Consider the following 25,687-nt stretch of genomic DNA (forward strand, 5'->3'; position numbering starts at 1 on the left):
TGTGCCGCCCTGAATGAGCGGCTGACGACTCCCCATATTCAGGAAGGGCCCCCAGGGGGCTCACACCGGCCTTGAGCGCTTCGGCCTGTCAACCTCCCGCTACCGTGAGGGACGTCCCACTCACCGTGCACGGTTTCGCTCGCTGAACACACGTACGTCACAGCCGTGCGGGCACGCCGGAGGAGCGGCCCATCAGCCGCGAGGAGAGAGCAAAAGGCCAGGTCAGGGGTGTCAGCCGTAGGTGTCGCCCGGGCCGGAGCTGCCCGGTGCCCGCAGCGGACCGAACCTGCGCCGCGGACCGCCGGGCCCCAGTACCTTGATCAGCCGGACCGTGCCGTGCCCCAGGTCCGCGTTGAGCCGGGCCACCAGTTGCGGGGCGAGCAGCCGCAGCTGGGTCGCCCAGGCCGTCGAGTCGCACTGCACCGTCAGCACCCGCTGGTCCGGGTCCTCGTCGTACCGCAGCGGCACACAGTGGTTCGCCAGATCCTCGCCGACGATCTGCGGCCAGCGCCCCATCACCCCGCCGACCGCGGCCGGGGTCTCCCAGCCCCGTTCGGTGATCAGCCGGTCGATCGCGGAACCGAGCGGCTGCGGATCGCGCCCGTCCGCCCGCGCGCCCGAGCGCAGCCCGCCGCCCCGCCGGGCCTGCTTCCGCTGCTGAGCGGCGGCGCCCCGCGCCTTCGCCTGCTCCTTGGCCGCGCGCAGGGCCACCCGGGCCAGATCGACGCCCGAGGGCTCCGGGGCCTTGCCCGCACCGGCGCCGTCGCCCTCGCGGCCGGTCACAGCCGCTCCACCGCGCCGGCGGTGACCCCGTACCGCGCCCCGGCGAGCACCCCCGGGACGTCGTCGTCGACCGCGGCCGTCACCAGTACCTGCTCACCCGGGGCCACCAGCTCCGCCAGCCGCTCACGGCGCCGGGCGTCCAGCTCCGCGAAGACGTCGTCGAGCACCAGCACCGGCTCGTTGCCCTCGCCGCGCAGCAGTTCGTACGAGGCCAGCCGCAGCGCCAGCGCGTACGACCAGGACTCGCCATGGCTCGCGTACCCCTTGGCCGGCATCCCGCGCAGCCCCAGCAGCAGCTCGTCACGGTGCGGGCCGACCAGCGTCACGCCCCGCTCGATCTCCTGCTTGCGGACCTCCACCAGGGCTGCGATCAGCAGCTCGTACAGCTCCTCGCGGGTGTGCACGCCCCCCAGGTCCCCGGCCGAACTCCGGTACTCCAGGGAGAGCGGACCGCCTCCCGGCGCGACGTCCGCGTACGCCTTGTCCGCCAGCGGTTGCAGGGTGGCGATCAGATCCAGCCGCTGGGCCAGCAGCTCCGCGCCCGCGCGGGCCAGATGCTGGTCCCACACATCGAGGGTCGACAGATCCATCGAGCGGCCGCCGTGCCGCCGCGCCATCGCCGCCGACTTCAGCAGCGTGTTGCGCTGCTTGAGCACCCGCTCGTAGTCCGAGCGCACCCCCGCCATCCGCGGCGCACGCGCCGTGACCAGCTCGTCGAGGAAGCGCCTGCGCTCCCCGGGATCGCCCTTGACCAGGGCCAGATCCTCCGGCGCGAACAGCACCGTACGGACGATTCCCAGAACGTCACGCGGTCTGACCTGCGACGACCTGTTGATCCGGGCCCGGTTCGCCCGGCCCGGATTGAGCTCCAGCTCGACCAGTTGCGACCGCTCGCCCTGCGTCACCGCGGCACGGACCACGGCCCGCTCCGCCCCCATCCGCACCAGCGGGGCGTCGGAGGAGACCCGGTGGCTGCCGAGCGTGGCCAGGTAGCCGATCGCCTCCACCAGGTTCGTCTTGCCCTGGCCGTTGGCGCCCACGAAAACGGTGACGCCCGGATCGAGACCCACCTCGACCCGGGCGTACGAGCGGAAGTCGGCCAGCGAGAGATGCGTGACATGCATGGTGACGCCGACCTTCCCGGCTTCCTGCTCCGTGCCTCGTGGAGCGGACCGGCCGGCTGGGCCGACCCGCTTCCTCCTGCTGTTGTCGCTACTTCTTGTTCTCGACCGCGTGGCCGCCGAACTGGTTCCGCAGCGCGGCGATCATCTTCATCTGCGGGGAGTCGTCCTGGCGCGAGGCGAAGCGCGCGAAGAGCGACGCCGTGATCGCGGGCAGCGGCACGGCGTTGTCGATCGCGGCCTCCACCGTCCACCGGCCCTCGCCGGAGTCGGCGGCGTAGCCCCGGAGCTGGTCGAGGTGCTCGTCCTCGTCCAGCGCGTTGACCGCCAGGTCGAGCAGCCAGGAACGGATGACCGTGCCCTCCTGCCAGGAGCGGAAGACCTCGCGCACATCGGTGACGGAGTCGACCTTCTCCAGCAGCTCCCAGCCCTCGGCGTAGGCCTGCATCATGGCGTACTCGATGCCGTTGTGGACCATCTTCGCGAAGTGGCCCGCGCCGACCTTGCCGGCGTGCACGGAACCGAACTCGCCCTCGGGCTTCAGGGCGTCGAAGATCGGCTGGACCTTCGCCACGTTCTCGGCGTCGCCGCCGTACATCAGGGCGTAGCCGTTCTCCAGGCCCCAGACACCGCCGGAGACTCCGCAGTCGACGAAGCCGATGCCCTTGATGCCCAGCTCGACGGCGTGCTTCTCGTCGTCGGTCCAGCGGGAGTTCCCGCCGTCCACGACGATGTCGCCGGGCGAGAGCAGACCGGCGAGCTCGTCGATCGTGGCCTGGGTCGGGGCGCCGGCCGGGACCATCACCCAGACGACCCGGGGGCCCTTCAGCTTGCCCACAAGCTCTTCCAGGCTGTGGACATCGGAGACGTCCGGGTTGCGGTCGTAACCGATGACGGTGTGGCCTGCGCGGCGGATGCGCTCGCGCATGTTGCCGCCCATCTTGCCGAGACCGACGAGACCGAGCTCCATCAGAGATTTCCTTAAGCGTTGTGCCGATGCGTACCCACGGACGAGCCTACGCCCGGCGGGGGAGGCCGCGCCGGGCGTGCTCACGGGGCGAGCACGCCGGTACGGACCGTCGCGGCACCGGTTCCCGTCGTCCGCCCCCGCCCTGTGGCGCCACTGGCACCTGGGGCGGGGGCGGACGGCCGGGTCAGCCGGAGAGCCGCACCGGCATGATCAGGTACTTGTACGCGTCGTCCGCCTCGGCGTCCACGGCCGGGCGGCCGCTGAGCAGCGCGGGCTTGGTGGACGTCGTGAACGAGAGCTGGGCGACCGGGGAGTCGATCGCGCTCAGCCCGTCCAGCAGGAACGTCGGGTTGAAGGCGATCGAGATGTCGTCGCCCTCCAGCACCGCGTCGACCCGCTCCACAGCCTGTGCGTCGTCGCTGGAACCCGCCTCCAGGATCAGCACGCCCTGCTCGAAGCTCAGCCGCACCGGGGTGTTCCGCTCGGCGACCAGGGCCACGCGCTTGACGGCCTCGACGAACGGGGCGGTCTCGATCACCGCGACCGAGTTGAACTCGGTGGGGAAGAGCGTGCGGTACTTCGGCAGGTCGCCTTCGAGCAGCCGGGTCGTCGTACGGCGGCCCGCGCCCTCGAAACCGATCAGGCCCTCGCCCGCACCGGAGCCGGAGAGCGCCAGCGTCACCGTGTCACCGCTGGTCAGGGCCTTGGCCGTGTCCAGGAGCGTCTTGGCGGGGACCAGCGCGACGGCCGAGGCGTCCGGGTTCTCCGGCTTCCAGAGGAACTCGCGGACCGCGAAGCGGTAGCGGTCGGTGGAGGCCAGGGTGACGGTGTCGCCCTCGATCTCGATCCGGACGCCGGTCAGCACCGGGAGCGTGTCGTCGCGGCCCGCGGCGATGGCGACCTGGGCGGCGGCCGAGGCGAAGACCTCACCGGGGACGGTGCCCGTCGCGGTCGGCATCTCGGGAAGCGCCGGGTACTCCTCCACAGGAAGGGTGTGGAGGGTGAACCGGGAGGAGCCGCAGACCACGGTCGCCCGTACACCGTCTGTGGAAATCTCCACCGGTCGGTTGGGCAGGGCGCGGCAGATGTCGGCGAGCAGCCGGCCGGAGACCAGCACCGTGCCGTCCTCCTCGACCTCGGCGTCCACCGAGACCCGGGCCGACACCTCGTAGTCGAAGCTGGAGAAGCTGAGGGCCCCGTCCTCGGCCTTCAGCAGTAGGCCCGCGAGAACGGGCGCCGGCGGACGGGCCGGGAGGCTGCGGGCCACCCAGGCCACCGCCTCCGCGAGTACATCGCGCTCCACCCGGATCTTCACCGGAACCGCCTCCTGCTGTTGCTCGCTCGCCCTGCTGGCCTTCGTCTTCGGATCGGGTCCCCCGCCGTCGGGGCGGTCGGGACGCCGGGACCAGTCTGACGTACGCCACCGACACTCGGTGCTGCTCGGGGTCAAGTCGCGACAAGAGCCGCTGAGCGGTCCGGCGCCTAGTTGTGCACAGGCCCCACTTCGAAGCGGATTCCGGGCTAACTCTATGTGGCAGTAGTAGTAGGGCCTGTGGAAACCGTGGATAACGTCGTTTGCGCAGGTCAATCCCGGTTTTTTGTCCACTGGTCCTGTGGGCGGCACCGGTGGACAACACGGCGCTTCTGTGGACACAGGAAAGTTCTGCACACCCCATGCACAGGGCAGGGTGGTTTCTCCCCAGGGCTGTCCCCAGCTTTACCCCCGTTCCCCACAGCCCAACCCACGCCCCTGGTGTGACGCCTTTCACTCGGCACGGTGAAAGGCGCCCTCGTGTTGCCGAACAGTGGACAGAGATGTGGAGAAGCGGCGCGAAGCTGGGGACAAGGCGGCCGGGACTGTGGGTCGGCGGTGGACAACATCATCCACGCCCTGTGGACGAAGATTTTTTCCACAGCCTGTGGATTGTGGTTGGCCACAAATCCCCAGGTGCTTGACCTGGCCTGATGGAGTATCGGCAGTCGCCCCTGTGGACGCAATATGGACAACTTCCCGATCCCCAGGCTGTGGAAGGGGAAAACTCCCCAGATCTGTGGAGAACCGCTGGTCAGCGGGAGGTATTCGAACAGAGCCGCCGGGGCCGGGCGGTTCACGACGGTCGTCGAACGGCTCCGGACGCCCCGCGAACGCACTCGGGACGCCCTGCGAACGTCCTCCGGACGGCCCGCGAGCGCGCTCCGGGCTCCTTCCGGTCTCCCTCCGGACGACGTGTGGTCGGCTCTCGAACGCTCTCCGGGTGGGCTGCGGTCAGCGCTGAACGCTGTGGCGGGCGCCGTTCCGAGCAGGGCCGGGCGGCTCGGGGCGGTTGCCTCTGGCCGGACAACGGGAAGGGCGCCCGGAGAACCCCTTGCGGGGTTCTCCGGGCGCCCTTCGGCCTTGCGGCCAGGCCGTGGTGGCGGCCCGTCAGCCGTTCTTGATGCGGTTGGTGAGCTCGGTGACCTGGTTGTAGATGGAGCGCCGCTCCGCCATCAGCGCGCGGATCTTCCGGTCCGCGTGCATCACCGTCGTATGGTCCCGGCCGCCGAACTGCGCACCGATCTTGGGCAGCGAGAGGTCGGTCAGCTCGCGGCAGAGGTACATGGCGATCTGGCGGGCCGTCACCAGCACGCGGCTGCGCGAGGTTCCGCAGAGGTCGTCCACCGTGAGACCGAAGTAGTCGGCGGTCGAGGCCATGATGGCCCCCGCCGTGATCTCCGGAGCCGCGTCCTCACCGCCCGGGATCAGGTCCTTCAGCACATGCTCGGTCAGTCCGAGGTCCACCGGCTGCCGGTTGAGACTGGCGAAGGCCGTGACCCGGATCAGCGCCCCCTCCAGCTCCCTGATGTTCCGGGAGATACGGGAGGCGATGAACTCCAACACCTCCGGCGGGGCGTTGAGCTGCTCCTGCACCGCCTTCTTACGGAGGATCGCGATGCGCGTCTCCAGCTCGGGCGGCTGCACATCGGTGGTCAGCCCCCACTCGAACCGGTTGCGCAGCCGGTCCTCCAGGGTCACCAGCTGCTTGGGCGGCCGGTCGGAGGAGAGCACGATCTGCTTGTTGGCGTTGTGGAGCGTGTTGAAGGTGTGGAAGAACTCCTCCTGCGTCGACTCCTTGCTCGCCAGGAACTGGATGTCGTCGACGAGCAGGATGTCCACGTCGCGGTAGCGCTTGCGGAAGGTGTCGCCCTTGCCGTCGCGGATCGAGTTGATGAACTCGTTGGTGAACTCCTCAGAACTCACGTACCGCACCCGGGTCCCCGGGTAGAGGCTGCGGGCGTAGTGACCGATCGCGTGCAGCAGGTGGGTCTTGCCGAGCCCGGACTCCCCGTAGATGAAGAGCGGGTTGTACGCCTTGGCGGGGGCCTCGGCGACCGCGACCGCCGCGGCGTGCGCGAACCGGTTGGACGCCCCGATGACGAAGGTGTCGAAGAGGTACTTCGGGTTCAGCCTGGCCGCCGGCTCTCCCGCACCGGGCGTGGGCGCGGACTGCGATCCCATCGGGCCGGGCATGCCGGCGGGGCGGCCGGTACCGGCGCCCGGGCGGTGCTGCGGCTGGGCGTCCGGCAGGTCATGGGCGTCGGAGCGCTGCGGCTCGTACCCCTGCCGCTCGGGCTGCGGCTCGTAACCGGACCGCTCGGCCGACGGCGGCTCGTAGCTCTGCCGCTCGGGCTGCTGCGGCTCGTACCCCTGGCGCTCGGGCGGCTGCGGGCGGTAGTCGTGCTGGGGCCGCCCGCCGTACGGATCGCGCCACTGCTCCGAGGGGGCCTCGCGGTCCTGGAAACCGCCGAGCCGGGGCTGCTGCCAGGAGAGGTCCTCCCCGGTGCGCGGCCACGCTCCGGGCTCGGGGCGCTGCTGCTGGTACTCCGGATAGGCGGGGCGGCCGGTCGGCATGCCGTCGTCGGAGGGGCGGTGCCCGTAGCCGTCGTACGCGTCGCCGCGCTGGCGCTCGTCATGGGGGCGCTCATCGTGCTGCGGCCCCTGGTAGCGGTGCTGCTGGGGCTGGTGCATCGGGGGCGCGGGCGGGCTCTGCGGTTCCCCCGCGGAGTCGTCGACGGTGATCGCGATGCGGATCGGGCGACCGCACTCCCGGCTCAGCGTCTCGCTGATGAGCGGGGCGAGCCGGCCCTCCAGGACGCGCTTGCCCCATTCGTTCGGGACGGCGAGCAGTGCGGTGTCGGCGACCAGCGCGAGCGGCTGGCAGCGCTCGATCCACTGCTTGTCCTTCGGCTCGATCCCCTGTTGGCCTTCCCCGAGAAGATGCTCGAGCACGCGCGGCCACACTGCGGCAAGATCGGCAGGTACGTCAGCCACAGGGCACGCTCTCTCGCTGGTCCCACGAATATGTGGTTCTCGGGACGGGACGGGTGGGGACCGGCAGGCAGGAAGAAAAGACCGGAACTCAGCCACGGTAGTCAGGGCGACCCGCGTCGTTCAAGTTGTTGTCCACAGCCTGTGCACAGCGGAGGGTCCCAGGAGGCCGGTTTGACCGGATGGCGCCGCCGCGCGTACCGTGACCAGGTCGAGTTGTCGATGGCTGCTGCCGCCTGCCTCCGATGGGCAAAGATCACGATCTGTGATTGTGAAGCGGTGCACTAGAGCGTTTACGCGAGTCTCTCGTGGGCGCACGGTGACAGCCAGGCGATGTCCCGCCAACACACGAGTCATTTCTGGAGCCCCCTAGTGAGCAAGCGCACCTTCCAGCCGAACAACCGTCGTCGCGCGAAGACCCACGGCTTCCGGCTGCGCATGCGTACCCGTGCCGGCCGCGCGATCCTCGCGTCCCGCCGTGGCAAGGGTCGCGCCAACCTGTCCGCCTGATCGCTTTAACAGGTCATGACGTGCTGCCTACCGAGAATCGGCTGAGGCGGCGCGAGGACTTCGCGACCGCAGTACGCCGAGGACGCAGGGCCGGCCGCCCGCTTCTCGTCGTCCATCTACGCAGCGGTGCAACGGACCCGCACGCGACTGGGGAGATCGCTCCCCCGCCGCGTGCGGGTTTCGTTGTCAGCAAAGCCGTGGGTGGAGCGGTCGTACGCACAGCGGTCAAGCGGAAGCTTCGCCATCTGGTCCGCGAACGGCTCGCCATGCTGCCCCCCGGTAGCCTGGTTGTCGTACGAGCGCTGCCCGGAGCGGGCGACGCCGACCATGAACAGCTGGCCCGAGACCTGGACGCCGCTCTTCAGCGGCTGCTGGGAGGGGGCGCGCGATGAAGTACCCGTTGCTGGCTCTGATCAAGCTGTACCAGTGGACGATCAGCCCGCTTCTCGGGCCTGTGTGTCGTTACTACCCGTCGTGTTCCCACTATGGATTTACGGCGATCGACCGGCACGGAGCGATCAAGGGAACCGCGCTGACGGCTTGGCGCATCCTGCGGTGCAATCCGTGGTCACCCGGTGGCGTGGACTATGTTCCACCACGCAAACGTCCGCGTTGGCATGAGCTCCTGCGTAATGCCATGCGCGGTGGCAAGGGCGGGGACTCCGCCGCTGATGCGCCTGACCGGGGACCGGACTCCGAAACCCCGAGCAAGGCCGCAGAGACTTCGCCCAATGCTCAAGGAGCCTGATTAGTGGACACGATTGCCAGTCTGTTCAGCTTTATCACCTGGCCCGTCTCATGGGTCATCGTCCAGTTCCACAAGTTGTACGGGGCGATCTTCGGTCCTGACACCGGGTGGGCCTGGGGCCTGTCCATCGTGTCCCTGGTGGTGCTGATCCGGATCTGCTTGATCCCGCTGTTCGTCAAGCAGATCAAGTCGACCCGCAACATGCAGGTGCTCCAGCCGAAGATGAAGGCGATCCAGGAGCGCTACAAGAGCGACAAGCAGCGTCAGTCCGAAGAGATGATGAAGCTGTACAAGGAGACGGGCACCAACCCGCTCTCCTCGTGCCTTCCCATCCTGGCGCAGTCGCCCTTCTTCTTCGCGCTGTACCACGTGCTGTCGGCCATCGCCTCGAACAAGAAGATCGGTGTCATCGACCAGACGCTGCTCGACAGCGCCCGGCAGGCCCACATCTTCGGTGCACCGCTCGCCGCCAAGTTCATGAACAGCACCGAGGACGTCGCCGCTCTCGGTGCCTCCCTGACCGACGTCCGGGTCGTCACCGCGATCATGATCGTGATGATGTCGGCCTCGCAGTTCTTCACCCAGCGCCAGCTGATGACGAAGAACGTCGACCTGACGGTCAAGACGCCGTACATGAGCCAGCAGAAGATGCTGATGTACATCTTCCCGGTGATCTTCGCCGTCATGGGCATCAACTTCCCCGTCGGCGTCCTCGTCTACTGGCTGACCACCAACGTCTGGACCATGGGTCAGCAGATGTACGTGATCAACCAGAACCCGACCCCGGGGAGCAAGGCGCAGGACCAGTACCTGACCCGTCTGCTGAAGAGCGTCACCGCGCACGGAGAGGTCCGCGGCCGGACCCGGCGCAACACCATCAAGCGGATCGTGGCCAAGGGACCGGACCGCAACGACATCGAGCGGAAGTTCGTCACCGGGCTGGCCAAGCTGGGCCTCGTCGCCCAGGAGGACGGCACGGTGGCAAAGAGCGACACCGCGGCCGCCGAGGCGGAGAGCGGGGCGCAGCGGCGTCAGCAGCCCAAGCGCCAGTCCAAGGCCCAGCGCCAGACCGGTTCCGCGCAGCCGGGTGCCAAGGACGCGGGTTCCGCCACGTCCAAGACTTCCCTCCAGAAGCAGGACGAGAAGCCCCAGCAGGACGAGAAGCCCAGGACGCCGAGCAGGGCTTCGTCCGGCTCCTCACGCCAAGCCAAGTCCGGACAGCGCAAGGGCCCGCAGCGGCCCAAGCACCCGTCCAAGAAGTAAGAAGGAGTCCATCCGTGACGGAAGGCACCACCTCCACGGCCGCTGAGGGCAGCGACACCCTGACCCGCCTTGAGCAGGAGGGTGAGATCGCAGCGGACTACCTCGAGGGCCTGCTCGACATCGCCGATCTCGACGGCGACATCGACATGGACGTCGAGGCGGACCGGGCCGCGGTCTCGATCATCAGCGATTCGGCACGTGAACTGCAGAAGCTCGTGGGCCGCGACGGTGAGGTGCTGGAGGCGCTCCAGGAGCTGACGCGGCTGGCCGTCCACCGGGAGACCGGGGACCGCAGCCGACTGATGCTGGACATCGCGGGCTTCCGGGCCAAGAAGCGGGCGGAGCTCGCCGCGCTGGGCGCCAAGGCCGCGGACGAGGTCAAGAGCACCGGTCAGCCGGTGAAGCTGGACCCGATGACGCCGTTCGAGCGCAAGGTCGTCCACGACGCGGTCGCGGCCGCCGGTCTGCGCAGCGAGTCCGAGGGCGAGGAGCCGGAGCGCTTCGTCGTCGTCCTCCCGGCCTGACCGGACCCCGGTTCCGTCGGCCCCGTCTGTTCGCAGGCGGGGCCGATCTTTGTCAGCCTGATAGTCAGCCACCCACAGCGCGGTAGTGCGTATGGAAGGACGGTCCCCGTGACGACGGAAGTAGAGCTTCCCGAGGCACCCCCAGGGGCGCGGGCGGTTTTCGGTGAGTTCTTCCCGGAGGCCGTCCGGTACGCCGAGCTGCTGGCCGATGCCGGAGTGAAGCGAGGGCTGATCGGCCCGCGTGAGGTGCCGAGGTTGTGGGAGCGGCACCTGTTGAACTGCGCGGTGCTCTCCGAGGTCGTGCCCGAAGGGGTCACGGTGTGCGATGTGGGCTCCGGCGCGGGCCTTCCCGGCATCCCGCTCGCTCTGGTGCGCCCGGACCTCAAGATCACTCTGCTGGAGCCCTTGCTCCGGCGCACCAACTTCCTCCAGGAGGTCGTGGAGCTGCTCGGCCTGGACCATGTAACGGTGGTACGTGGTCGGGCCGAAGAGGTTCTGGGCTCGCTCCAGCCGGTACATGTGGTGACGGCCCGTGCCGTTGCCCCGCTCGACCGGCTGGCCGGCTGGGGTGTTCCGCTGCTGCGCCCGTACGGCGAGATGCTGGCGCTCAAGGGGGACACCGCCGAGGAGGAGATCAACGGAGCCCGTGCCGCCCTGAGCAAGCTCGGCGTGGAGGAGACCGAGGTGCTGCACGTCGGAGAGGGCGTCGTCGATCCGATGTCCACGGTGGTGCGGGTGGTCGTCGGCGAGAGCCCTGGCGGTGTGCGGTTCGCGGCGAAGCGGGCCAAGGCGGCGAGGACGAGCCGCGCGAGGCGCCGTCGCTGAACCGGCTGCGGAGTGTCGTGCCCCTGCGGTCTGGCCGCAGGGGCATCGTGTTTCACGTGAAACGTCGCTCTCTGCTGCAAGGGATCATCGGCCGCGGCGGCGAGACCGCCGCGCCTCGGCATCGCAGACCCGTTAGGGCTACGGAGTTGTCCACAGAAGTGGATTCATCCACAGAAGAGCGGGCCTCGCTGGTTCACGACCCCGAAAGCATGGCAGGCTCTCTTCATTGCGAGCCTGAAGTCGAGGAGAGTGAATCCTTGCGGTCCGACGCCAACATCGCGGGACCGATGACCGATCCGGTCCCCGGTCCCCGAACCGAATCGGCGGGGGACGGTGTTTCACGTGAAACACCGCCGCCGATGGACGACACACCCATCGGTCGAGCGGCCCAGCTGGCGGTCGAGGCCCTTGGCCGCGCCGGTGCGGGGCTGCCCCGCCCTGACCGGACGCGCGTCATGGTGGTGGCCAACCAGAAGGGCGGAGTCGGCAAGACGACCACGACGGTCAACCTTGCCGCTTCGCTCGCGCTGCACGGCGCCCGCGTTCTGGTGGTCGACCTCGACCCGCAGGGGAACGCCTCTACGGCGCTGGGGATCGACCACCACGCCGAGGTTCCCTCCATCTATGACGTGCTGGTGGACAGCAGGCCGCTCTCCGAGGTGGTCCAGCCGGTTCCGGACGTCGAGGGACTCTTCTGTGCGCCTGCCACGATCGACCTCGCCGGTGCGGAGATCGAGCTGGTGTCCCTGGTGGCGCGGGAGAGCCGACTCCAGCGGGCGATCCAGGCATACGAGCAGCCGCTGGACTACATCCTCATCGACTGCCCGCCGTCGCTCGGGCTGCTGACCGTCAACGCTCTGGTCGCCGGTGCCGAGGTACTGATCCCCATCCAGTGCGAGTACTACGCGCTGGAAGGGCTCGGGCAGCTGCTGCGCAACGTGGATCTGGTGCGGGGACACCTCAACCCCGACCTCCATGTCTCGACGATCCTGCTCACCATGTACGACGGCCGGACCAGGCTTGCCTCCCAGGTCGCCGAGGAGGTGCGGAGCCACTTCGGCAAGGAGGTGCTCCGCACCAACATTCCGCGGTCGGTGCGGATCTCGGAGGCACCCAGCTACGGGCAGACCGTGCTGACCTACGACCCGGGTTCCAGCGGATCGCTGTCGTACCTCGAAGCGGCACGCGAGATCGCCCTGCGGGGCGTCGGTATCCATTACGAGGCCCAGCATGCCCCGCCGGGCAGCGGAAACAGCCAGCAGAGTATTTCGGAGGGGATTCAGTGAGCGAGCGTCGAAGAGGGCTGGGGCGTGGGCTGGGTGCGCTGATCCCCGCTGCTCCGCAGGGGAACCAGGTGGCGTCCACCGGAGCGGGACAGGCCGCTGCGGGGACGGGGCCCACGATCACGGAGGAACGGGGCGCGGCTGCGGCGAGGCTGGCCGCGTTCGGCACTGTTCCAGTGGTGCCGGAGCCGAGCGCGCCGGTTCTGGATTCCGAAGCGGCCGCTGAGACGGTGGGACCGGCCGGGGCGTACTTCGCCGAGATTCCGGTGGGTGCCATCAGCCCGAATCCCCGGCAGCCCCGCGAGGTGTTCGACGAGGACGCGCTGGCGGAGCTGGTGACCTCCATCAAGGAGGTGGGTCTCCTCCAGCCCGTCGTCGTACGGAAGGTGGGGCCGGAGCGCTACGAGCTCATCATGGGCGAGCGGCGTTGGCGGGCCTGCCAGGCGGCGGAGCTGAAGCGGATTCCGGCGATCGTCCGGGCCACCGACGACGAGAAGCTTCTCCTGGACGCTCTCCTGGAGAACCTGCACCGGGCCCAGCTGAACCCCTTGGAGGAGGCGGCCGCGTACGACCAGCTGCTCAAGGACTTCAAGTGCACCCATGACCAGCTGGCCGACCGGATCGGACGTTCCCGTCCGCAGGTCTCGAACACACTGCGCCTGCTGAAGCTGGCCGCGCCGGTGCAGCGGAGGGTCGCGGCCGGGGTTCTCTCCGCCGGTCATGCGCGGGCCCTGTTGCCCGTTGCCGATTTGGAGGAGCAGGATCGGCTGGCCCATCGCATTGTGGCCGAGGGGCTCTCGGTGCGCTCGGTCGAAGAGATCGTGACGCTCATGGGCTCCGGCCCCGACAAGAGCCGGGCGAAGCCGAAGGGGCCGCGGGCCGGCGGCCGGGTTTCGCCCGCGCTCTCCGAGCTGGCCACGCGGCTGTCGGACCGCTTCGAGACGAGGGTGAAGGTCGACCTCGGTCAGAAGAAGGGGAAGATCGTCGTCGAGTTCGCCTCCATGGAGGACCTGGACCGCATCCTCTGCAGCCTTGCACCGGGCGAAGGGCGGGTTCTGGAACGGAGTCTCTCGGAGGAGTCCGTCGAAGAAGCCGCTGCGGAGAAGGCCAAGGAATCCGACGCGGACCTCACTGCGGAGGACGAGGGCTGATCCCGGCCGGTGAGCCAGGGGGCGGGCTGTGTGCCGGTGGTTACCGGACTGCGGCCCGCCCTTTGCTCTGTCTCGGTGTTGACTGCATCCGTGGGTGGATACGATGCGTTCTGGTATGGCCCATCCGAGTTGGTACACCTCGGCAGGGGCTGTGCACGCAGTGAACGGAGTGCACCGATGGTCGCACGCGACGCGGCGGGCGACGGAAGCGAGGAACAGCCTTCATGGGGCGCCGACTCGTACCGCTCACACTGGACAATCTCTCCGACCTTCCCAGACGCTGTCGCTCCTGCGTGTTCTGGGAGCTCGATCCGGTCAGCGGAGAAGCCGCGGTGAAGGCCGGCACTCCCGAACTGGCGAAGGAAGCCTGGATCTCGGCCGTTCTCCTGGAGTGGGGGTCGTGCGGCCGCGTCGTCTACGTCGACGATGTCCCGGTCGGCTTCGTCCTCTACGCGCCACCGGCCTATGTGCCACGGTCGACCGCGTTTCCCACCAGTCCCGTCTCCCCCGACGCGGTCCAGCTGATGACCGCCTGGATCGTCCCGGGCTTTCAGGGGCAGGGGCTTGGCCGGGTGGTGGTGCAGTCCGTCGCCAAGGACCTGCTGCGCCGGGGGTTCAAAGCGATCGAGGCCTTCGGTGATGCCCGGTGGGAGAGACCGGCCTGCCTGCTTCCTGCGGATCATCTGCTGGCGGTCGGTTTCAAGACCGTGCGGCCGCACCCTGTTCATCCGAGGCTGCGGCTGGAGCTGCGGACCACGTTGTCCTGGAAGGAAGACGTCGAGCTGGCCCTGGACCGGCTCCTGGGTGCGGTACAGAAGGAACCCGTGCTGCGACCGCTGTGACCGGGAAGAACGAGGAAACGTGAAACGGGTCCACCCCCGCGAAGGGGTGGACCCGTTTCACGTGAAACATCGCCCTTACTGGCCGATGAAGCTCTCCAGGTCGCGGAGGATCGCGGCCTTCGGCTTGGCACCCACGATGGTCTTCGCGACCTCGCCACCCTGGTAGACGTTCAGGGTCGGGATGGACATCACGCCGTACTTGGCGGCCGTGGCCGGGTTCTCATCGATGTTGAGCTTGACGATCTCGATCTGGTCGCCGTACTCGGCGGCGATCGCCTCCAGGGACGGCGCGATCTGACGGCACGGTCCGCACCAGGCGGCCCAGAAGTCCACCAGCACGGGCTTCTTGCTGTTGAGGACGTCCTCGTCGAAGGAATCGTCGGTCACGTTCTTCAGGGCGCCGGCCACGGCGTCCTCCTTAACTGCTTGGGGTGTGTGGGGTAAGAGGCGTGGTTCAGGCGGTGGCCGCGGCGGCCTTCTCGTCGTCGGCGAGCGCGGCGAGGAAGCGCTCGGCGTCAAGAGCGGCGGAGCAGCCCGTGCCGGCAGCGGTGATGGCCTGCCGGTAGGTGTGGTCGACGACATCACCGGCGCCGAAGACACCGGTCAGGTTGGTGCGCGTCGAGGGGGCGTCGACCTTGAGGTAGCCCTCCTCGTCGAGGTCGAGCTGGCCCTTGAAGAGTTCGGTGCGCGGGTCGTGGCCCACGGCGATGAACAGTCCGGTCACCGCGAGCTCGGAGGTCTCACCGGTCTTGGTGTTCCGGAGGGTCAGACCGGAGAGCTTCTGGTCGCCGTGCACCTCGGCCACCTCGCTGTCCCAGGCGAACTTGATCTTCGGGTCGGCGAAGGCGCGCTCTTGCATCGCCTTCGAGGCGCGCAGCGTGTCACGACGGTGGACGATCGTGACCGACTTGGCGAAGCGGGAGAGGAAGGTCGCCTCCTCCATCGCCGTGTCTCCGCCACCGACCACGGCGATGTCCTGGTCCTTGAAGAAGAAGCCGTCACAGGTGGCGCACCAGGAGACACCCCGTCCGGAGAGAGCGTCCTCGTTGGGCAGGCCGAGCTTGCGGTGCTGGGAACCGGTCGTCACGATGACGGCCTTGGCGCGGTGGACCGTACCGGCCGTGTCGGTGACCGTCTTGATGTCGCCCGTGAGGTCCACGGCGACGACATCGTCGGGGACGAGCTCGGCGCCGAAGCGCTCGGCCTGGGCGCGCATGTTGTCCATGAGCTCGGGGCCCATGATCCCGTCCTGGAAGCCCGGGAAGTTCTCCACGTCGGTGGTGTTCATCAGGGCGCCACCGGCGGTGACGGCACCCTCGAATACCAGCGGCTTCAGTGAGGCGCGGGCGGTGTAAAGGGCGGCCGTGTAGCCCGCGGGGCCGGAGCCGATGATGATCACGTTACGGACGTCGCTCACGGGTTTCTTCCTCGTCTCTGCAGACTGCCTACTGTCCACGCCTACTGGGGCCGGTTCAACGACTCTCACCCCACCCAACGGATCCTACGGGGGATGCATTCCCACCGTGCCGAGGTGGCGTTCGTGCGCTGTTCAGGGGCGCGCGTATGTATGGGTCAGCAGGAGTGTGCCCCTGCGCGTGGGCGCGTCGTGGACACAGGAGGCGTCCACCACGTACGCCTGCACTTGGTCGGCGTCGGACGGATGGGGCAGGACCACCAGGAAGGCGGCCGTTCCTTCGTAGGTTCCTTGCTCCAGGGCGAGCGCCGGGGCATTGCGCCCGGTGCCCTGCTCCACGCAGGGAGGAACGGGGACGGTAGAGGCGCGCAGCGGCGTCTGGGTCGTTGCCCGGGACTCGCCGGACGGCGCCTTCTTCCCGGAGTCCGAACCCTCTGCCGACTTCGGCTGTTCCGCGGCGGAGCTCCGCAGAAGCGACTGGACCCGGCCTTCGAGCGTGGACTCCGAGAAGTCGCCACTGGCGGCCTTTCCAGGCTCGGTCCGGTGGTCAGCCGCTTTGACCGCCGAGGAGTCAGGGGACGACTGGACGCTCTGCAGCATCAGGACGCTCACACCGACCACGGCTGCCCCGAGCGCAGCGCCGAGTACAGCACGGCGACGGCGCCGCACGGGGCGGCGGCCGGGGCCGGTGGTGGCCCGGGGGCGGCCTGCGGGACGGTCCGTGGGAGCTGTCTCCCCCCTCTGCTTCTGGCTCGCCGGTAGCTCTGTTTCACGTGAAACAGAGGGTTTCGTTTCACGTGAAACATGTGTCGCCTCCGCGGCGAGCGCAGCATCGATACGGGCGGCGACATCATCCGGCATGCGCGGCGGTGCCGAGACGGCGCCGAGTAGTTCGCGGATCTCGGTGAGGGAGGTGTGGACCTCGCCGCACAGCTCGCAGCCGTCGACGTGGTCGCGTACCTCCGCCGCGCGTGGCTGAGGGAGCAGGCCCTCGGTCAGGTCGGAGATCTCCGTGACATCCGGATGCTGGGTCGTGCCGGTCGTCGATGTCATGTTCGCCCACCTCCGCCCTTCACTACAGCGGGATCGCTTGTGTCCGCGTCTCTCGGCCCCGATGGCGGTGGGACGGCGGAGCACGCCGTCCGGTTCCTTCTCGTCGCGGTCCCGTCGCTTCCCGAGACCTCGCTGCGCAGGTGGGACAGGAGCGGAGCCAGCCGGGCCCGACCGCGGGCGCAGCGGCTCTTCACGGTGCCCGTCGGAACGTCGAGGATGCGGGCAGCCTCGGCCACCGGATAGCCCTGCATGTCGACCAGGACGAGCGCGGCCCGCTGATCGGTGGGGAGAGTGGCGAGCGCGGCCAGCAGCTCACGGTGGAGGTCCTGACGTTCCGCCGGTGCCTCTGCGGATTCGTGCGGTTCGAGAAGCTGCTCGAACCGTTGGGCGTCGTCGACCGGGGCGGTCCGGCGGGTGGCCGCCTTACGGGCCCGGTCCAGGCAGGCGTTGACGGTGATGCGGTGCAGCCAGGTGGTGACGGCGGACCGGCCCTGGAAGGTGTGGGCGGACCGGAAGGCGGAGACCAACGCGTCCTGGACGGCGTCCGCGGCCTCCTCCCGGTCGCCCAGGGTCCGTATCGCCACGGCCCACAGCCGATCACGGTGGCGCCGTACGAGCTCGCCGAAAGCGTCCGGTTCTCCGGCCACATGGCGAGCGAGGAGGTCTGAGTCGCTGAGTGGTTCCGACGGCTCGGCGGCCACCTCCCCTCCCTCCCTTTCACTGCGTCACGGTGCGTCTGTCTATCACGATTCGAGAAGGCGGGGCAGGGTGCGGAAGAACACCGACCGGTACGGAGCAAAGCGGGGTTGCCGGAAGCCCGGACACGCGAAAGGCCGGTGAGACATGCGCTCACCGGCCTTCGTGTCACTTGAGTACGGAGATCTCCGAGATCCCGCCGCGGTAACCACCCGTGCCGTCGGGCGGCAGCTCGGTGATGTGGACCAGGACGTAGCGGGTCCGTACCGGCTTGTCCAAGGTCTGCTTCAGCTCGCTCCCCGTGGATCCCAGCGGCGTGAGGCGCTGGGGGAAGTCCGCGAGGGCCGAGGGAGCGGAGGCGTCGGCACCGGCCGCGAGCACCTCCGCCTTCTGCCCGCTGCGGTACATCCGGACCTCGACGGCGGAGACGTCCTGGACGCTGCCGAGGTCGACGACTATGCCGCTTCCGTCCTTGCGGGCCGGCAGGTTCCCGAAGTTCGCGAAGCCCTGGTAGCGATAGGTCACCCACGCGGTGCCGGCGTCGCCGTCGATGGCCTTCGGGGCATCCTCCTGCTTCATCCCCGAGCCGTTGGGCATGAACTCCGTCGCACTCGCGATCCGCAACGGCTTGGGCGGGGCCGGGGCCTTCTCGCCGCCGTCCTTGGGCGGGGTCTGCGTGGTCTCGTCGGCGCCCGAACCCTTGATGCGGCTGATGAGCGTCTCGGCGAGCTGCCAGCTGCCGAGGCCCAGCGCGGCGATGAGCAACGCGGACACGGCCCACTTGAGGACCTTGCCGCTGCGGCTCTGCAGCGGCGGGGGAGGCACGGTGACAGGCGCGGGCGCGGCTGCGGGGCCGGTCTGCGGACGGCCGTAGGTTCCCTGCTGGTAAGCGGTCCGCTGGTACTCCGGGGGCGCGGTGAAGACCGGCTCCGGCGGACGGATGCGGGGCATCGCCGCCACGGCCTTGGCCAGCTCGTCCGGCGTGGTGCAGGGCTGCTCCTGCCGGGAGGCGGTGGCGCCGTCGTTGGCGAGTGCGCGCATCGCCAGCTCGGAGAGACCGCGGTGAACACCGGCCCGTACCTGGTCGGGAGCGAGTAGACCGACGCCCTTGGGCAGCCCGGCCATGCCGTACGCGTCGTTCTCGTACGGCCAGCGGTGGGTCAGCGCGGCGTAGAGCAGCGCGCCGATCGCCTCGGTGTCGGTCCGCTGGGGGCGCTCGGCGGTGATGCCGCGCAGGGCGGCGTTCACCGCGAGGCCACGGATCCGGTACTGGCCGGTCGAGCTCCGCAGTACCGCCCCGGGGGTGAGCCTCAGATGGGAGAGGCCCTCGCGGTGCGCCGCAGCCATGGCCTGGGAGACCTGGCTGACGAGCTGGTAGGCGTCGTGCGCGTCCATCGGGCCCGCGGCCAGCAGCGAGGTGAGCTCGGTGGCGTCGGGCAGCCATTCGTGGACGACGTAGACGAGGTCGTCCTCCTCGACCGCGTCCAGCACCTGCACGAAGCGCGGGTCGCCGAGCAGTGCGGCGGAACGGGCCGCGGCCAGCACGGAGCGGGCGCGGGAGTGATCGGCGGGGAGCAGGTGGACGCCCACCGCACGACGAAGCTTCTCGTCGACGGCACGCCAGCTGCTGAATCCGTCCAGCCGGGTGACGCACTCCTCCAGCCGGTAGCGCTTGGCGAGCTTGTGCCCGCTGTGCAGATCGGGGGCGTCCAGGGAGGTCTCGGAACCGACTCGTTCACCATCCGTGTCCTGCGGCTTCGCGCCTGCGGTGTCCTGGGCTTCCGTCGTCCCGTCGGCCGTGGTTTCGTCCGCCTTGGCGGCCAACGGCTCATCGCCGCTGTTGTCGGCCACGTCGACGGCAGCCGTGCTACGTTCCGCCACCGTCGTTCCTGCCTCCCCATCCGTTGCGCGATGCCAGCCAGCTCTGCACAGTTACGCCAATTGTGCCCACACTCCGGCGCTATGCACGACACGCCAGGGGCGGTGATGGTTGTGCGGCCGGTGTCCACTCAGCGGCCGAGCCGCCCCCTGACCATGCCGACCATGCCGTTGATCTCCTCGATCCGCATCCGCTTGGCGGCGACGAAGAAGACTCCGAGCAGCACGGCTCCGCCGAAGATCAGCGCGGCCAGCGAACCGAGGGCCCCGTCGCCGAGCCCGGCCAGGACGGCGAAGCCCGCCCCGCCACCGAGAACCGCTGCCGGGACCGCCGCCAGGCACAGCCGGGCGTAGGTCCGTACGACATGGGCGCCGTCCAGGTCCCCGCCCAAGCGGTTGCGCAGCCGCCGCCAGGCGACACCCACGCCGACGGCGTAGGCGAGCCCGTACGCGGCAGCCATCCCGACCACGGCCCAGCGGGCCGGCAGGACCACGTAGCAGAGGGCCGAGACGGCGGCGTTGACCGCGGCCACGATCACTGTGTTGTAGAAGGGCGTGCGGGTGTCCTCGTACGCGTAGAAGCCGCGCAGGACCACGTACTGCACGGAGTACGGGATCAGGCCGAGGCCGAAGGCCATCAGGATGAAGCCCATGGAGCGGGCGGCCTCGGTTCCGGCGGAGGCGTACAGCAGGGTGCACATCGGCAGGCCGAGCGCGAGGAAAGAGAAGGCCACCGGCACGATCGCGACGGCCGAGTTCCGCAGTCCCTGCGAGATGTCGTCCCGGACGGCGCCGGGATCGTTGTCATGGGCGGCGCGGGAGATCCGGGGCAGCAGGGCGGCCATGACCGAGACGGTGATGATCGCCTGCGGCATGCCCCAGATCAGCTGGGCGTTGGAGTAGGCGAGGAAGCCGGTGCCGTCCTTGCCGGACAGCTTCCCCGCCGACGTCGCGAGCTGCGTGACGACGATCACGCCGGCCTGGTTGGCCAGCACGAACAGAACGGTCCACTTGGCGAGCCTGACCGTCTTGCCGAGCCCGTGGCCCTTCCAGTCGAAGCGCGGACGGAACCGGAAGCCGGCCTCGCGCAGGTACGGAATCATCGCCAGGGCCTGGACGACCAGTCCGAGCAGGGTGCCGATGCCCAGCAGCCGCACGCCCTCCGGCGGGATGGTCTGGACGCCCATCCTGGATTCGGCGGACGTTCCGTAGACCCAGATGAACATGCCGAACGTGAAGATCATCACGATGTTGTTGAGGACCGGGGTCCACATCATCGCGCCGAACTTGCCGCGGGCGTTGAGGATCTGGCCCATGACGACGTGCACGCCCATGAAGAAGATGGTCGGCAGGCAGTACCGGGCGAAGGTCACGGCAACACTGTCGGCCGCCGCGTCCTGGGCGATCGTCGGCGACATCATGTGGATCAGCCACGGAGCGGCGAGGACCGCGATGCCGACGATCACCCCGAGCGTCACCATGACCAGGGTCAGCAGGCGGTTGGCGTACGCCTCGCCGCCGTCCTCGTCGTCCTTCATGGAGCGGACGAGCTGAGGGACGAATACCGAGTTCAGACCGCCGCCGACGGTGAGGATGTAGATCATCGTGGGCAGGGTGTAGGCGATGGTGTAGCTGTCGCCGAGCAGCGCCGCACCGAGCGCGGCGGTGATGACCAGGCTGCGGACGAAACCGGTGAGGCGGGAGACGAGCGTGCCGGCCGCCATCAGGGCGCTCGACTTCAGTATCCCGGAGGCCCGTCCGCCGGACTTGGCCGGAGGGGGCGCCGGAGCGGGCTCGGGCTCCTGGGGAACGGGAGCGGGGCCGGAGGGGCCCTCCTGGTCCCGGAAGAGGTGCGCGAAGGCGTCCGGCTGCTCGTCGTTCCGCGAGGCCTGGCTGACCAGGTCGTCCACCCCGACGAACTGGGTGGACGCCGGACGGTCGCCGTACGGCAGGTGCCGCGAGGGACCGTCGGGCTCGGGAGGAGGCGTCTGGGCCCAGAGCCGCGGGTCGGGCGGGTACTGGGCCGCGGCCGGCTGCTGGTAGAGCGGGTGGGGCTGCTGGTACGTGCCGGGGGACGGCGGCGGGTGCGCGGCCCGGTCGTACAGGGCCTCGGCGACCGGGTCCTGGGCGGTCAGGTCCTGGGCACGATAGGGGTCGCGGTCGTAGGCGTCCTGCAGGTACGGGTCGGGCGGCGGGGCCTGGCCGGGGCCCGGAGGAGGCACCGGGGGCCCGCCGGAAGCCCCGGCTCCGCCCGCACCCTGACCGCGGTCACCGTCGTACGGCGCGTTCATCGAAACCCCACCTCATCGTCCCCGGCCGACCGGCCACGACAGACATCGCTCAACGTTCCACTTTCTCACCCGAGGACGACGGCTCCCCGCTTTCCGGACCGGTGTCCGGAGTCGGGTCACTCGGCTGCTCCGGTTCGCCGCCGTCGTCACCGGGTGCGCCGCCCGCGTTGGCGCGCTTGCGGTGGGCGTACATCCTGATGCCCGCGAGAACCAGCAGCAGCAGCCCGCCCGCGATGACCAGCAGCACGGTCGGGGTGAGCTCGGACACCTTCACGGTGAAGGTCATCGCGCTGCCGTACGGGGTGCCGTCCTCGGTGTAGAGCTGCGCCGTCATCTGCACCTGGCCGTTGACGTTGGCCGCCGCGTCGAACTTCACGGACTGGCTGTGGCCGGGGCCGATCCGGATCGGCTGCTCCGCCACCGCTCCGTCGTCGTTCAGCCTGAGCCGTGTGGCGTTCTCCGACCTGAGCCGCAGGACCAGACCGTCCACACCCTGCAGCAGCCTGTTCTGCACGGTCACCGGGATCGTGGCGCTGCGGCCGGACAGGGTGACGTCCGACTTCGAGATGAGCTGGACCTCGTTGACGAGGTCCTGGAGGTAGCCGCGCACCGAGTCCCGGTACAGCTGGGCCTCCAGCGGCCGACCGCGCCAGGACGTCGACATGGAGCGGTTGAGCGCGTTGCCGAAGGGGGTCACCACCCGCTCGGGCTGCGTCAGGATGACCTGGAAGTTGTTGAGCGAGGTCTGAGTGGACTTGATGTCCTGGAAGGCCTGGGTGGGCAGCTCCTGGCGGCGGAGCTTCTTCGGGTACTGGGAGGCCCGGGGGACGCGCGTCGTCGCCCCGGCGTCGGGCGTCGCGTCGGCCGCGTCGACCAGGCCCAGCGGCTGGGTCCAGCGCTCGTCGCCGAGCGCCTGGAGCGCGCGGGCCATCGACTGGGCCTGGGCCACCGAGGGCGTCCGCTGCGGCGCGACGACGATGCTCCGCTCCTCGTCGGTGTCCTGAGCGGTCAGCGCGAGCGTCTGGGCGAGGAACTTCTGCACGGCGAGGGTGGACTTGCCGGCCTTCGCCATGTCGCCCTGGAAGGCCGTGGAGAGTCGGGCGTCCGCGACGACCGCGGTGGTGCCGTTGCCGATCGGCCGGGCGGCCGTCGGCGTGTACGGCAGGTTGTCGGTCTCCCGGAGGTTGTCGCTGCGGGCGATCACCTTGTGGGCCCCGGCCGAGGTGGCGACATCGACGATCGACGGGTCGACGGCTCCGTCGACCGGCCAGGCGAAGTCGGTCGACGGCTTCACGTGGAGGATGGTCTGCACGGTCGTCCCGGCCACTTCGGTGGCGGTCTGCAGATGGCTCAAGGTGCCGGAGACGTTCTTCGCGCGGTGCGCGATGGAGGCCAGATCGGGGTCGGCGAACGGCAGCGCGACGACCTTTCCGTCCGCCACCGCGGCCTCCAGGGCGGTGAGCCACTTCTTGGCGACGGCCTGGTTGGTCCCGGGGACGGTGGTGTCGCCGGCCTTGACCCGGTAGTTCCCCGTCATCGCGTCGACACTGGCCAGCAGGTCCGGATCGATGACCCAGGTCACCGGCAGCTCGCTGCCCAGCGAGACCATCTGCTCCAGCCGCCCGCCCGGGGCCAGCTCGTCGGCCAGGCCGTCGTCCGAGAACACCGGTGTCTGCTGATCGTCCGTGCCCGTCTCGGCGGTGACATGGGCCGAGGCGATCAGCGGCCAGAGATAGGTGAGCTTCGTCCTGCTGTCGCGCTCCTCCTCCTGCCAGGGCAGGAAGGTGCGCTCGATCCCCAGCACCTGCTGGTACGGAGCACGGGAGGTCTGGCCCGACAGCGACACACCGAGCTGGTAGACCCCGTCGTCGCCGAGCCCCAGTTTGCCGACGGGGACGGACAGCGTGAAGTCCTGGCTGATGCCGGCGCGGAGTTTCGCGACCTTCACCGTGTACGCGCCGCCGAGCGGGGCGGGATCGGCGCCGAACGTGAATCCGGTGCGTCCGGCGGTGTTGTCGATCTCCGTCCGGCCCAGGAGCCGCGGACCCACCCGCAGGTCGACCTCGGCGTCCGTGATCGTGTCCTTGCCCCGGTTGGTGAGGGTGCCGGAGACGGTCAGGGTGTCCCCCTTGACCGGCGCGCTCGGAGCCAGGGTGTCCAGGGACACGTCCACCGTTCTGGACCCGGTGGGGGTCTTCGTGGTGCTGCCGGCGGGCGTGGCCGACGCGGTCGGTCCGGCCAGCAGGGCCGCGATGAGAGGTGCGCCGGTGACCAGCGCGGCTGTGCGCCGCAGCCACCGGCGAGCAGGAGAGGGAGCGATCCCCTGATTGTCTGCCGCCTCGGCCACGCGCCTACCCGTCCCTCGTCGTCGTCAGCTGGTGTCGATGCTTGTCGGTTGTTGCGTCCACGCATGGTAACGATGTACGGGGGTGCCAAGTGCTGGGGAGTTCGCTACATGATCGGAAGAGTCTCGCAGGGCGGGTTGTAACCAGGGCGACCGGGCCGGTCCGGGCACGTACCCTTTTCTGTTGTGTCGAACGCCAATGAAGACAGCTCCCGTGCCCTGACCGAGGTACAGCACCGTGCAGTCAGCGAACTGCTGCGGGTGTCCCCGGTCGCCGACGACCTCGCTCGCCGATTCCAGGACGCCGGGTTCGGTCTCGCGCTGGTCGGCGGATCGGTCCGGGACGCCCTCCTCGGCAGGCTCGGGAACGACCTGGACTTCACGACCGACGCCCGCCCCGAGGACGTGCTGACGATCGTCCGGCCGTGGGCCGACGCGGTCTGGGAGGTCGGGATCGCCTTCGGCACCGTGGGCGCCCAGAAGGACGGCTACCAGATCGAGGTCACCACATACCGGTCGGAGGCGTACGACCGGACCTCGCGCAAGCCCGAGGTCTCCTACGGCGACTCCATCGAGGAGGACCTCGTCCGCCGGGACTTCACGGTCAACGCGATGGCCGTCGCGCTTCCGCAGAAGGAGTTCGTCGACCCGCACGGCGGCCTCGACGACCTGGCGGCCCGCGTCCTGCGCACCCCCGGAACGCCCGAGGAGTCGTTCTCCGACGACCCGCTGCGGATGCTGCGCGCCGCCCGCTTCGCGGCCCAGCTCGACTTCGACGTCGCCCCCGACGTGGTCGCCGCCATGACGGAGATGGCCGGACGCATCGAGATCGTCTCCGCCGAGCGGGTCCGCGACGAGCTCAACAAGCTGCTGCTCTCCTCGCAGCCGCGCAAGGGTCTGGCCCTGCTCGTCGATACGGGGCTGGCCCAGCGGGTGCTGCCGGAACTCCCCGCCCTGCGGTTGGAAAGTGACGAGCATCACCGTCACAAGGACGTCTACGAGCACTCGCTGACCGTGCTGGAGCAGGCCATCGACCTGGAGCAGGACGGCCCGGATCTGACGCTGCGGCTGGCCGCGCTCCTCCATGACATCGGCAAGCCGCGGACCCGGCGCTTCGAGAAGGACGGCCGCGTCTCGTTCCATCACCACGAAGTGGTGGGGGCCAAGATGGTCAAGAAGCGGATGACCGCGCTCAAGTACTCCAACGACATGGTCAAGGACGTCTCGAAGCTGGTGGAGCTGCACCTGCGCTTCCACGGCTACGGCGACGGTGAGTGGACGGACTCCGCGGTCCGCCGGTACGTGCGGGACGCGGGCCCGTTGCTGGACCGGCTGCACAAGCTGACCCGCTCGGACTGCACCACGCGGAACAAGCGCAAGGCCGCGGCACTCTCCCGGACCTACGACGGGCTGGAGGAGCGCATCGCACAGTTGCAGGAGCAGGAGGAGCTGGACGCGATCCGCCCCGACCTGAACGGCAACGAGATCATGAAGGTCCTGGACATCGGCCCTGGACCGGTGATCGGCAAGGCGTACGCGTTCCTGCTGGAGCTGCGGCTGGAACACGGCCCGCTGGAGCGCGACGCGGCGGTCGAGAAGCTCAAGGAGTGGTGGGCCACGCAGAGCTGAGACGGCCGTACGGGAGGGCGAGCCGTGTTTCACGTGAAACACGGCCGTGATCCGTA

At 69.4% G+C, this 25,687-nt stretch carries 22 protein-coding genes; 10 read left to right on the forward strand and 12 right to left on the reverse strand.

Annotated features, from left to right (window positions below; genetic code table 11):
* Positions 1 to 231: 231 nt before the first annotated feature.
* The 5 genes from ACWC97_RS04110 to dnaA form a co-directional block, all read right to left on the reverse strand.
* On the reverse strand, positions 232 to 783 hold the full coding sequence (locus ACWC97_RS04110) for a DUF721 domain-containing protein (RefSeq protein WP_352274057.1): 552 nt from the start codon (positions 781 to 783) through the stop codon (positions 232 to 234).
* Positions 780 to 1,907, reverse strand: coding sequence for a DNA replication/repair protein RecF (gene recF, locus ACWC97_RS04115; RefSeq protein WP_385202750.1), 1,128 nt, complete (start codon positions 1,905 to 1,907; stop codon positions 780 to 782). Before recF ends, ACWC97_RS04110 begins: the two co-directional genes overlap by 4 nt.
* 88 nt (positions 1,908 to 1,995) lie before the next feature.
* Positions 1,996 to 2,874 carry a phosphogluconate dehydrogenase (NAD(+)-dependent, decarboxylating) gene (gnd, locus tag ACWC97_RS04120; RefSeq protein WP_352274055.1) on the reverse strand — a complete coding sequence of 293 codons (879 nt, stop codon included), beginning with the start codon at positions 2,872 to 2,874 and terminating at the stop codon, positions 1,996 to 1,998.
* 184 nt (positions 2,875 to 3,058) lie between these two features.
* A complete protein-coding gene (gene dnaN / locus ACWC97_RS04125; protein ID WP_072487582.1) occupies positions 3,059 to 4,189 on the reverse strand; it encodes a DNA polymerase III subunit beta in 1,131 nt (376 codons plus the stop codon).
* 1,107 nt (positions 4,190 to 5,296) lie between these two features.
* Complete coding sequence (gene dnaA, locus ACWC97_RS04130) at positions 5,297 to 7,183, reverse strand: chromosomal replication initiator protein DnaA (protein ID WP_450647306.1); 1,887 nt, start codon at positions 7,181 to 7,183, stop codon at positions 5,297 to 5,299.
* Between the two features lie 369 nt (positions 7,184 to 7,552).
* On the opposite strand from dnaA, the gene rpmH reads away from it, so the two are divergent.
* The 9 genes from rpmH to ACWC97_RS04175 all read left to right on the forward strand — a co-directional run bounded on the left by rpmH (position 7,553) and on the right by ACWC97_RS04175 (position 14,326).
* Positions 7,553 to 7,690, forward strand: a complete 138-nt coding sequence (gene rpmH, locus ACWC97_RS04135; RefSeq protein ID WP_030930485.1) for a 50S ribosomal protein L34 — start codon at positions 7,553 to 7,555, stop codon at positions 7,688 to 7,690.
* Positions 7,691 to 7,710: 20 nt separating this feature from the next.
* Entirely contained in the window at positions 7,711 to 8,082 is a 372-nt protein-coding gene (gene rnpA, locus ACWC97_RS04140) for a ribonuclease P protein component (RefSeq protein WP_352274053.1), read from the forward strand.
* A complete protein-coding gene (gene yidD / locus ACWC97_RS04145) occupies positions 8,079 to 8,438 on the forward strand; it encodes a membrane protein insertion efficiency factor YidD (RefSeq protein ID WP_352274052.1) in 360 nt (119 codons plus the stop codon). Before rnpA ends, yidD begins: the two co-directional genes overlap by 4 nt.
* Positions 8,439 to 8,441: 3 nt before the next feature.
* Entirely contained in the window at positions 8,442 to 9,701 is a 1,260-nt protein-coding gene (yidC, locus tag ACWC97_RS04150; RefSeq protein ID WP_352274051.1) for a membrane protein insertase YidC, read from the forward strand.
* A gap of 14 nt (positions 9,702 to 9,715) precedes the next feature.
* On the forward strand, positions 9,716 to 10,225 hold the full coding sequence (locus ACWC97_RS04155) for a Jag family protein (RefSeq protein WP_352274050.1): 510 nt from the start codon (positions 9,716 to 9,718) through the stop codon (positions 10,223 to 10,225).
* Positions 10,226 to 10,333: 108 nt separating this feature from the next.
* The gene (gene rsmG / locus ACWC97_RS04160; RefSeq protein WP_352274049.1) at positions 10,334 to 11,050 is read left to right on the forward strand and encodes a 16S rRNA (guanine(527)-N(7))-methyltransferase RsmG; all 717 of its coding nucleotides are present in this window, start codon (positions 10,334 to 10,336) and stop codon (positions 11,048 to 11,050) included.
* A gap of 209 nt (positions 11,051 to 11,259) precedes the next feature.
* A complete protein-coding gene (locus tag ACWC97_RS04165) occupies positions 11,260 to 12,336 on the forward strand; it encodes a ParA family protein (RefSeq protein WP_352274227.1) in 1,077 nt (358 codons plus the stop codon).
* Positions 12,333 to 13,484 carry a ParB/RepB/Spo0J family partition protein gene (locus tag ACWC97_RS04170; protein WP_450647310.1) on the forward strand — a complete coding sequence of 384 codons (1,152 nt, stop codon included), beginning with the start codon at positions 12,333 to 12,335 and terminating at the stop codon, positions 13,482 to 13,484. Before ACWC97_RS04165 ends, ACWC97_RS04170 begins: the two co-directional genes overlap by 4 nt.
* 224 nt (positions 13,485 to 13,708) lie before the next feature.
* A complete protein-coding gene (locus tag ACWC97_RS04175) occupies positions 13,709 to 14,326 on the forward strand; it encodes a GNAT family N-acetyltransferase (RefSeq protein ID WP_352274047.1) in 618 nt (205 codons plus the stop codon).
* A 75-nt stretch (positions 14,327 to 14,401) separates the two neighbouring features.
* Here the strand turns inward: ACWC97_RS04175 and trxA are convergent, their stop codons facing one another.
* The 7 genes from trxA to ACWC97_RS04210 form a co-directional block, all read right to left on the reverse strand.
* Positions 14,402 to 14,734: a thioredoxin gene (trxA, locus tag ACWC97_RS04180; protein WP_352274046.1), complete on the reverse strand. Its 333-nt coding sequence runs from the start codon at positions 14,732 to 14,734 to the stop codon at positions 14,402 to 14,404.
* A 46-nt stretch (positions 14,735 to 14,780) separates the two neighbouring features.
* The gene (gene trxB, locus ACWC97_RS04185) at positions 14,781 to 15,743 is read right to left on the reverse strand and encodes a thioredoxin-disulfide reductase (RefSeq protein WP_352274045.1); all 963 of its coding nucleotides are present in this window, start codon (positions 15,741 to 15,743) and stop codon (positions 14,781 to 14,783) included.
* 132 nt (positions 15,744 to 15,875) lie between these two features.
* Positions 15,876 to 16,793 carry a hypothetical protein gene (locus ACWC97_RS04190; RefSeq protein ID WP_450647313.1) on the reverse strand — a complete coding sequence of 306 codons (918 nt, stop codon included), beginning with the start codon at positions 16,791 to 16,793 and terminating at the stop codon, positions 15,876 to 15,878.
* Positions 16,790 to 17,494, reverse strand: a complete 705-nt coding sequence (gene sigM / locus ACWC97_RS04195; RefSeq protein ID WP_450647315.1) for an RNA polymerase sigma factor SigM — start codon at positions 17,492 to 17,494, stop codon at positions 16,790 to 16,792. Before sigM ends, ACWC97_RS04190 begins: the two co-directional genes overlap by 4 nt.
* A gap of 163 nt (positions 17,495 to 17,657) precedes the next feature.
* Positions 17,658 to 19,370, reverse strand: coding sequence for a protein kinase family protein (locus tag ACWC97_RS04200; protein ID WP_352274042.1), 1,713 nt, complete (start codon positions 19,368 to 19,370; stop codon positions 17,658 to 17,660).
* A gap of 128 nt (positions 19,371 to 19,498) precedes the next feature.
* Positions 19,499 to 21,658: a murein biosynthesis integral membrane protein MurJ gene (gene murJ / locus ACWC97_RS04205; protein WP_352274041.1), complete on the reverse strand. Its 2,160-nt coding sequence runs from the start codon at positions 21,656 to 21,658 to the stop codon at positions 19,499 to 19,501.
* Between the two features lie 49 nt (positions 21,659 to 21,707).
* Positions 21,708 to 24,005: a DUF6049 family protein gene (locus ACWC97_RS04210; RefSeq protein ID WP_352274040.1), complete on the reverse strand. Its 2,298-nt coding sequence runs from the start codon at positions 24,003 to 24,005 to the stop codon at positions 21,708 to 21,710.
* A gap of 183 nt (positions 24,006 to 24,188) precedes the next feature.
* Here ACWC97_RS04210 and ACWC97_RS04215 point away from each other — a divergent pair, with 183 nt between their 5' ends.
* Positions 24,189 to 25,631, forward strand: coding sequence for a CCA tRNA nucleotidyltransferase (locus ACWC97_RS04215; RefSeq protein ID WP_352274039.1), 1,443 nt, complete (start codon positions 24,189 to 24,191; stop codon positions 25,629 to 25,631).
* Positions 25,632 to 25,687 lie beyond the last annotated feature (56 nt).

This window comes from Streptomyces sp. NPDC001108 (genome assembly GCF_053598535.1).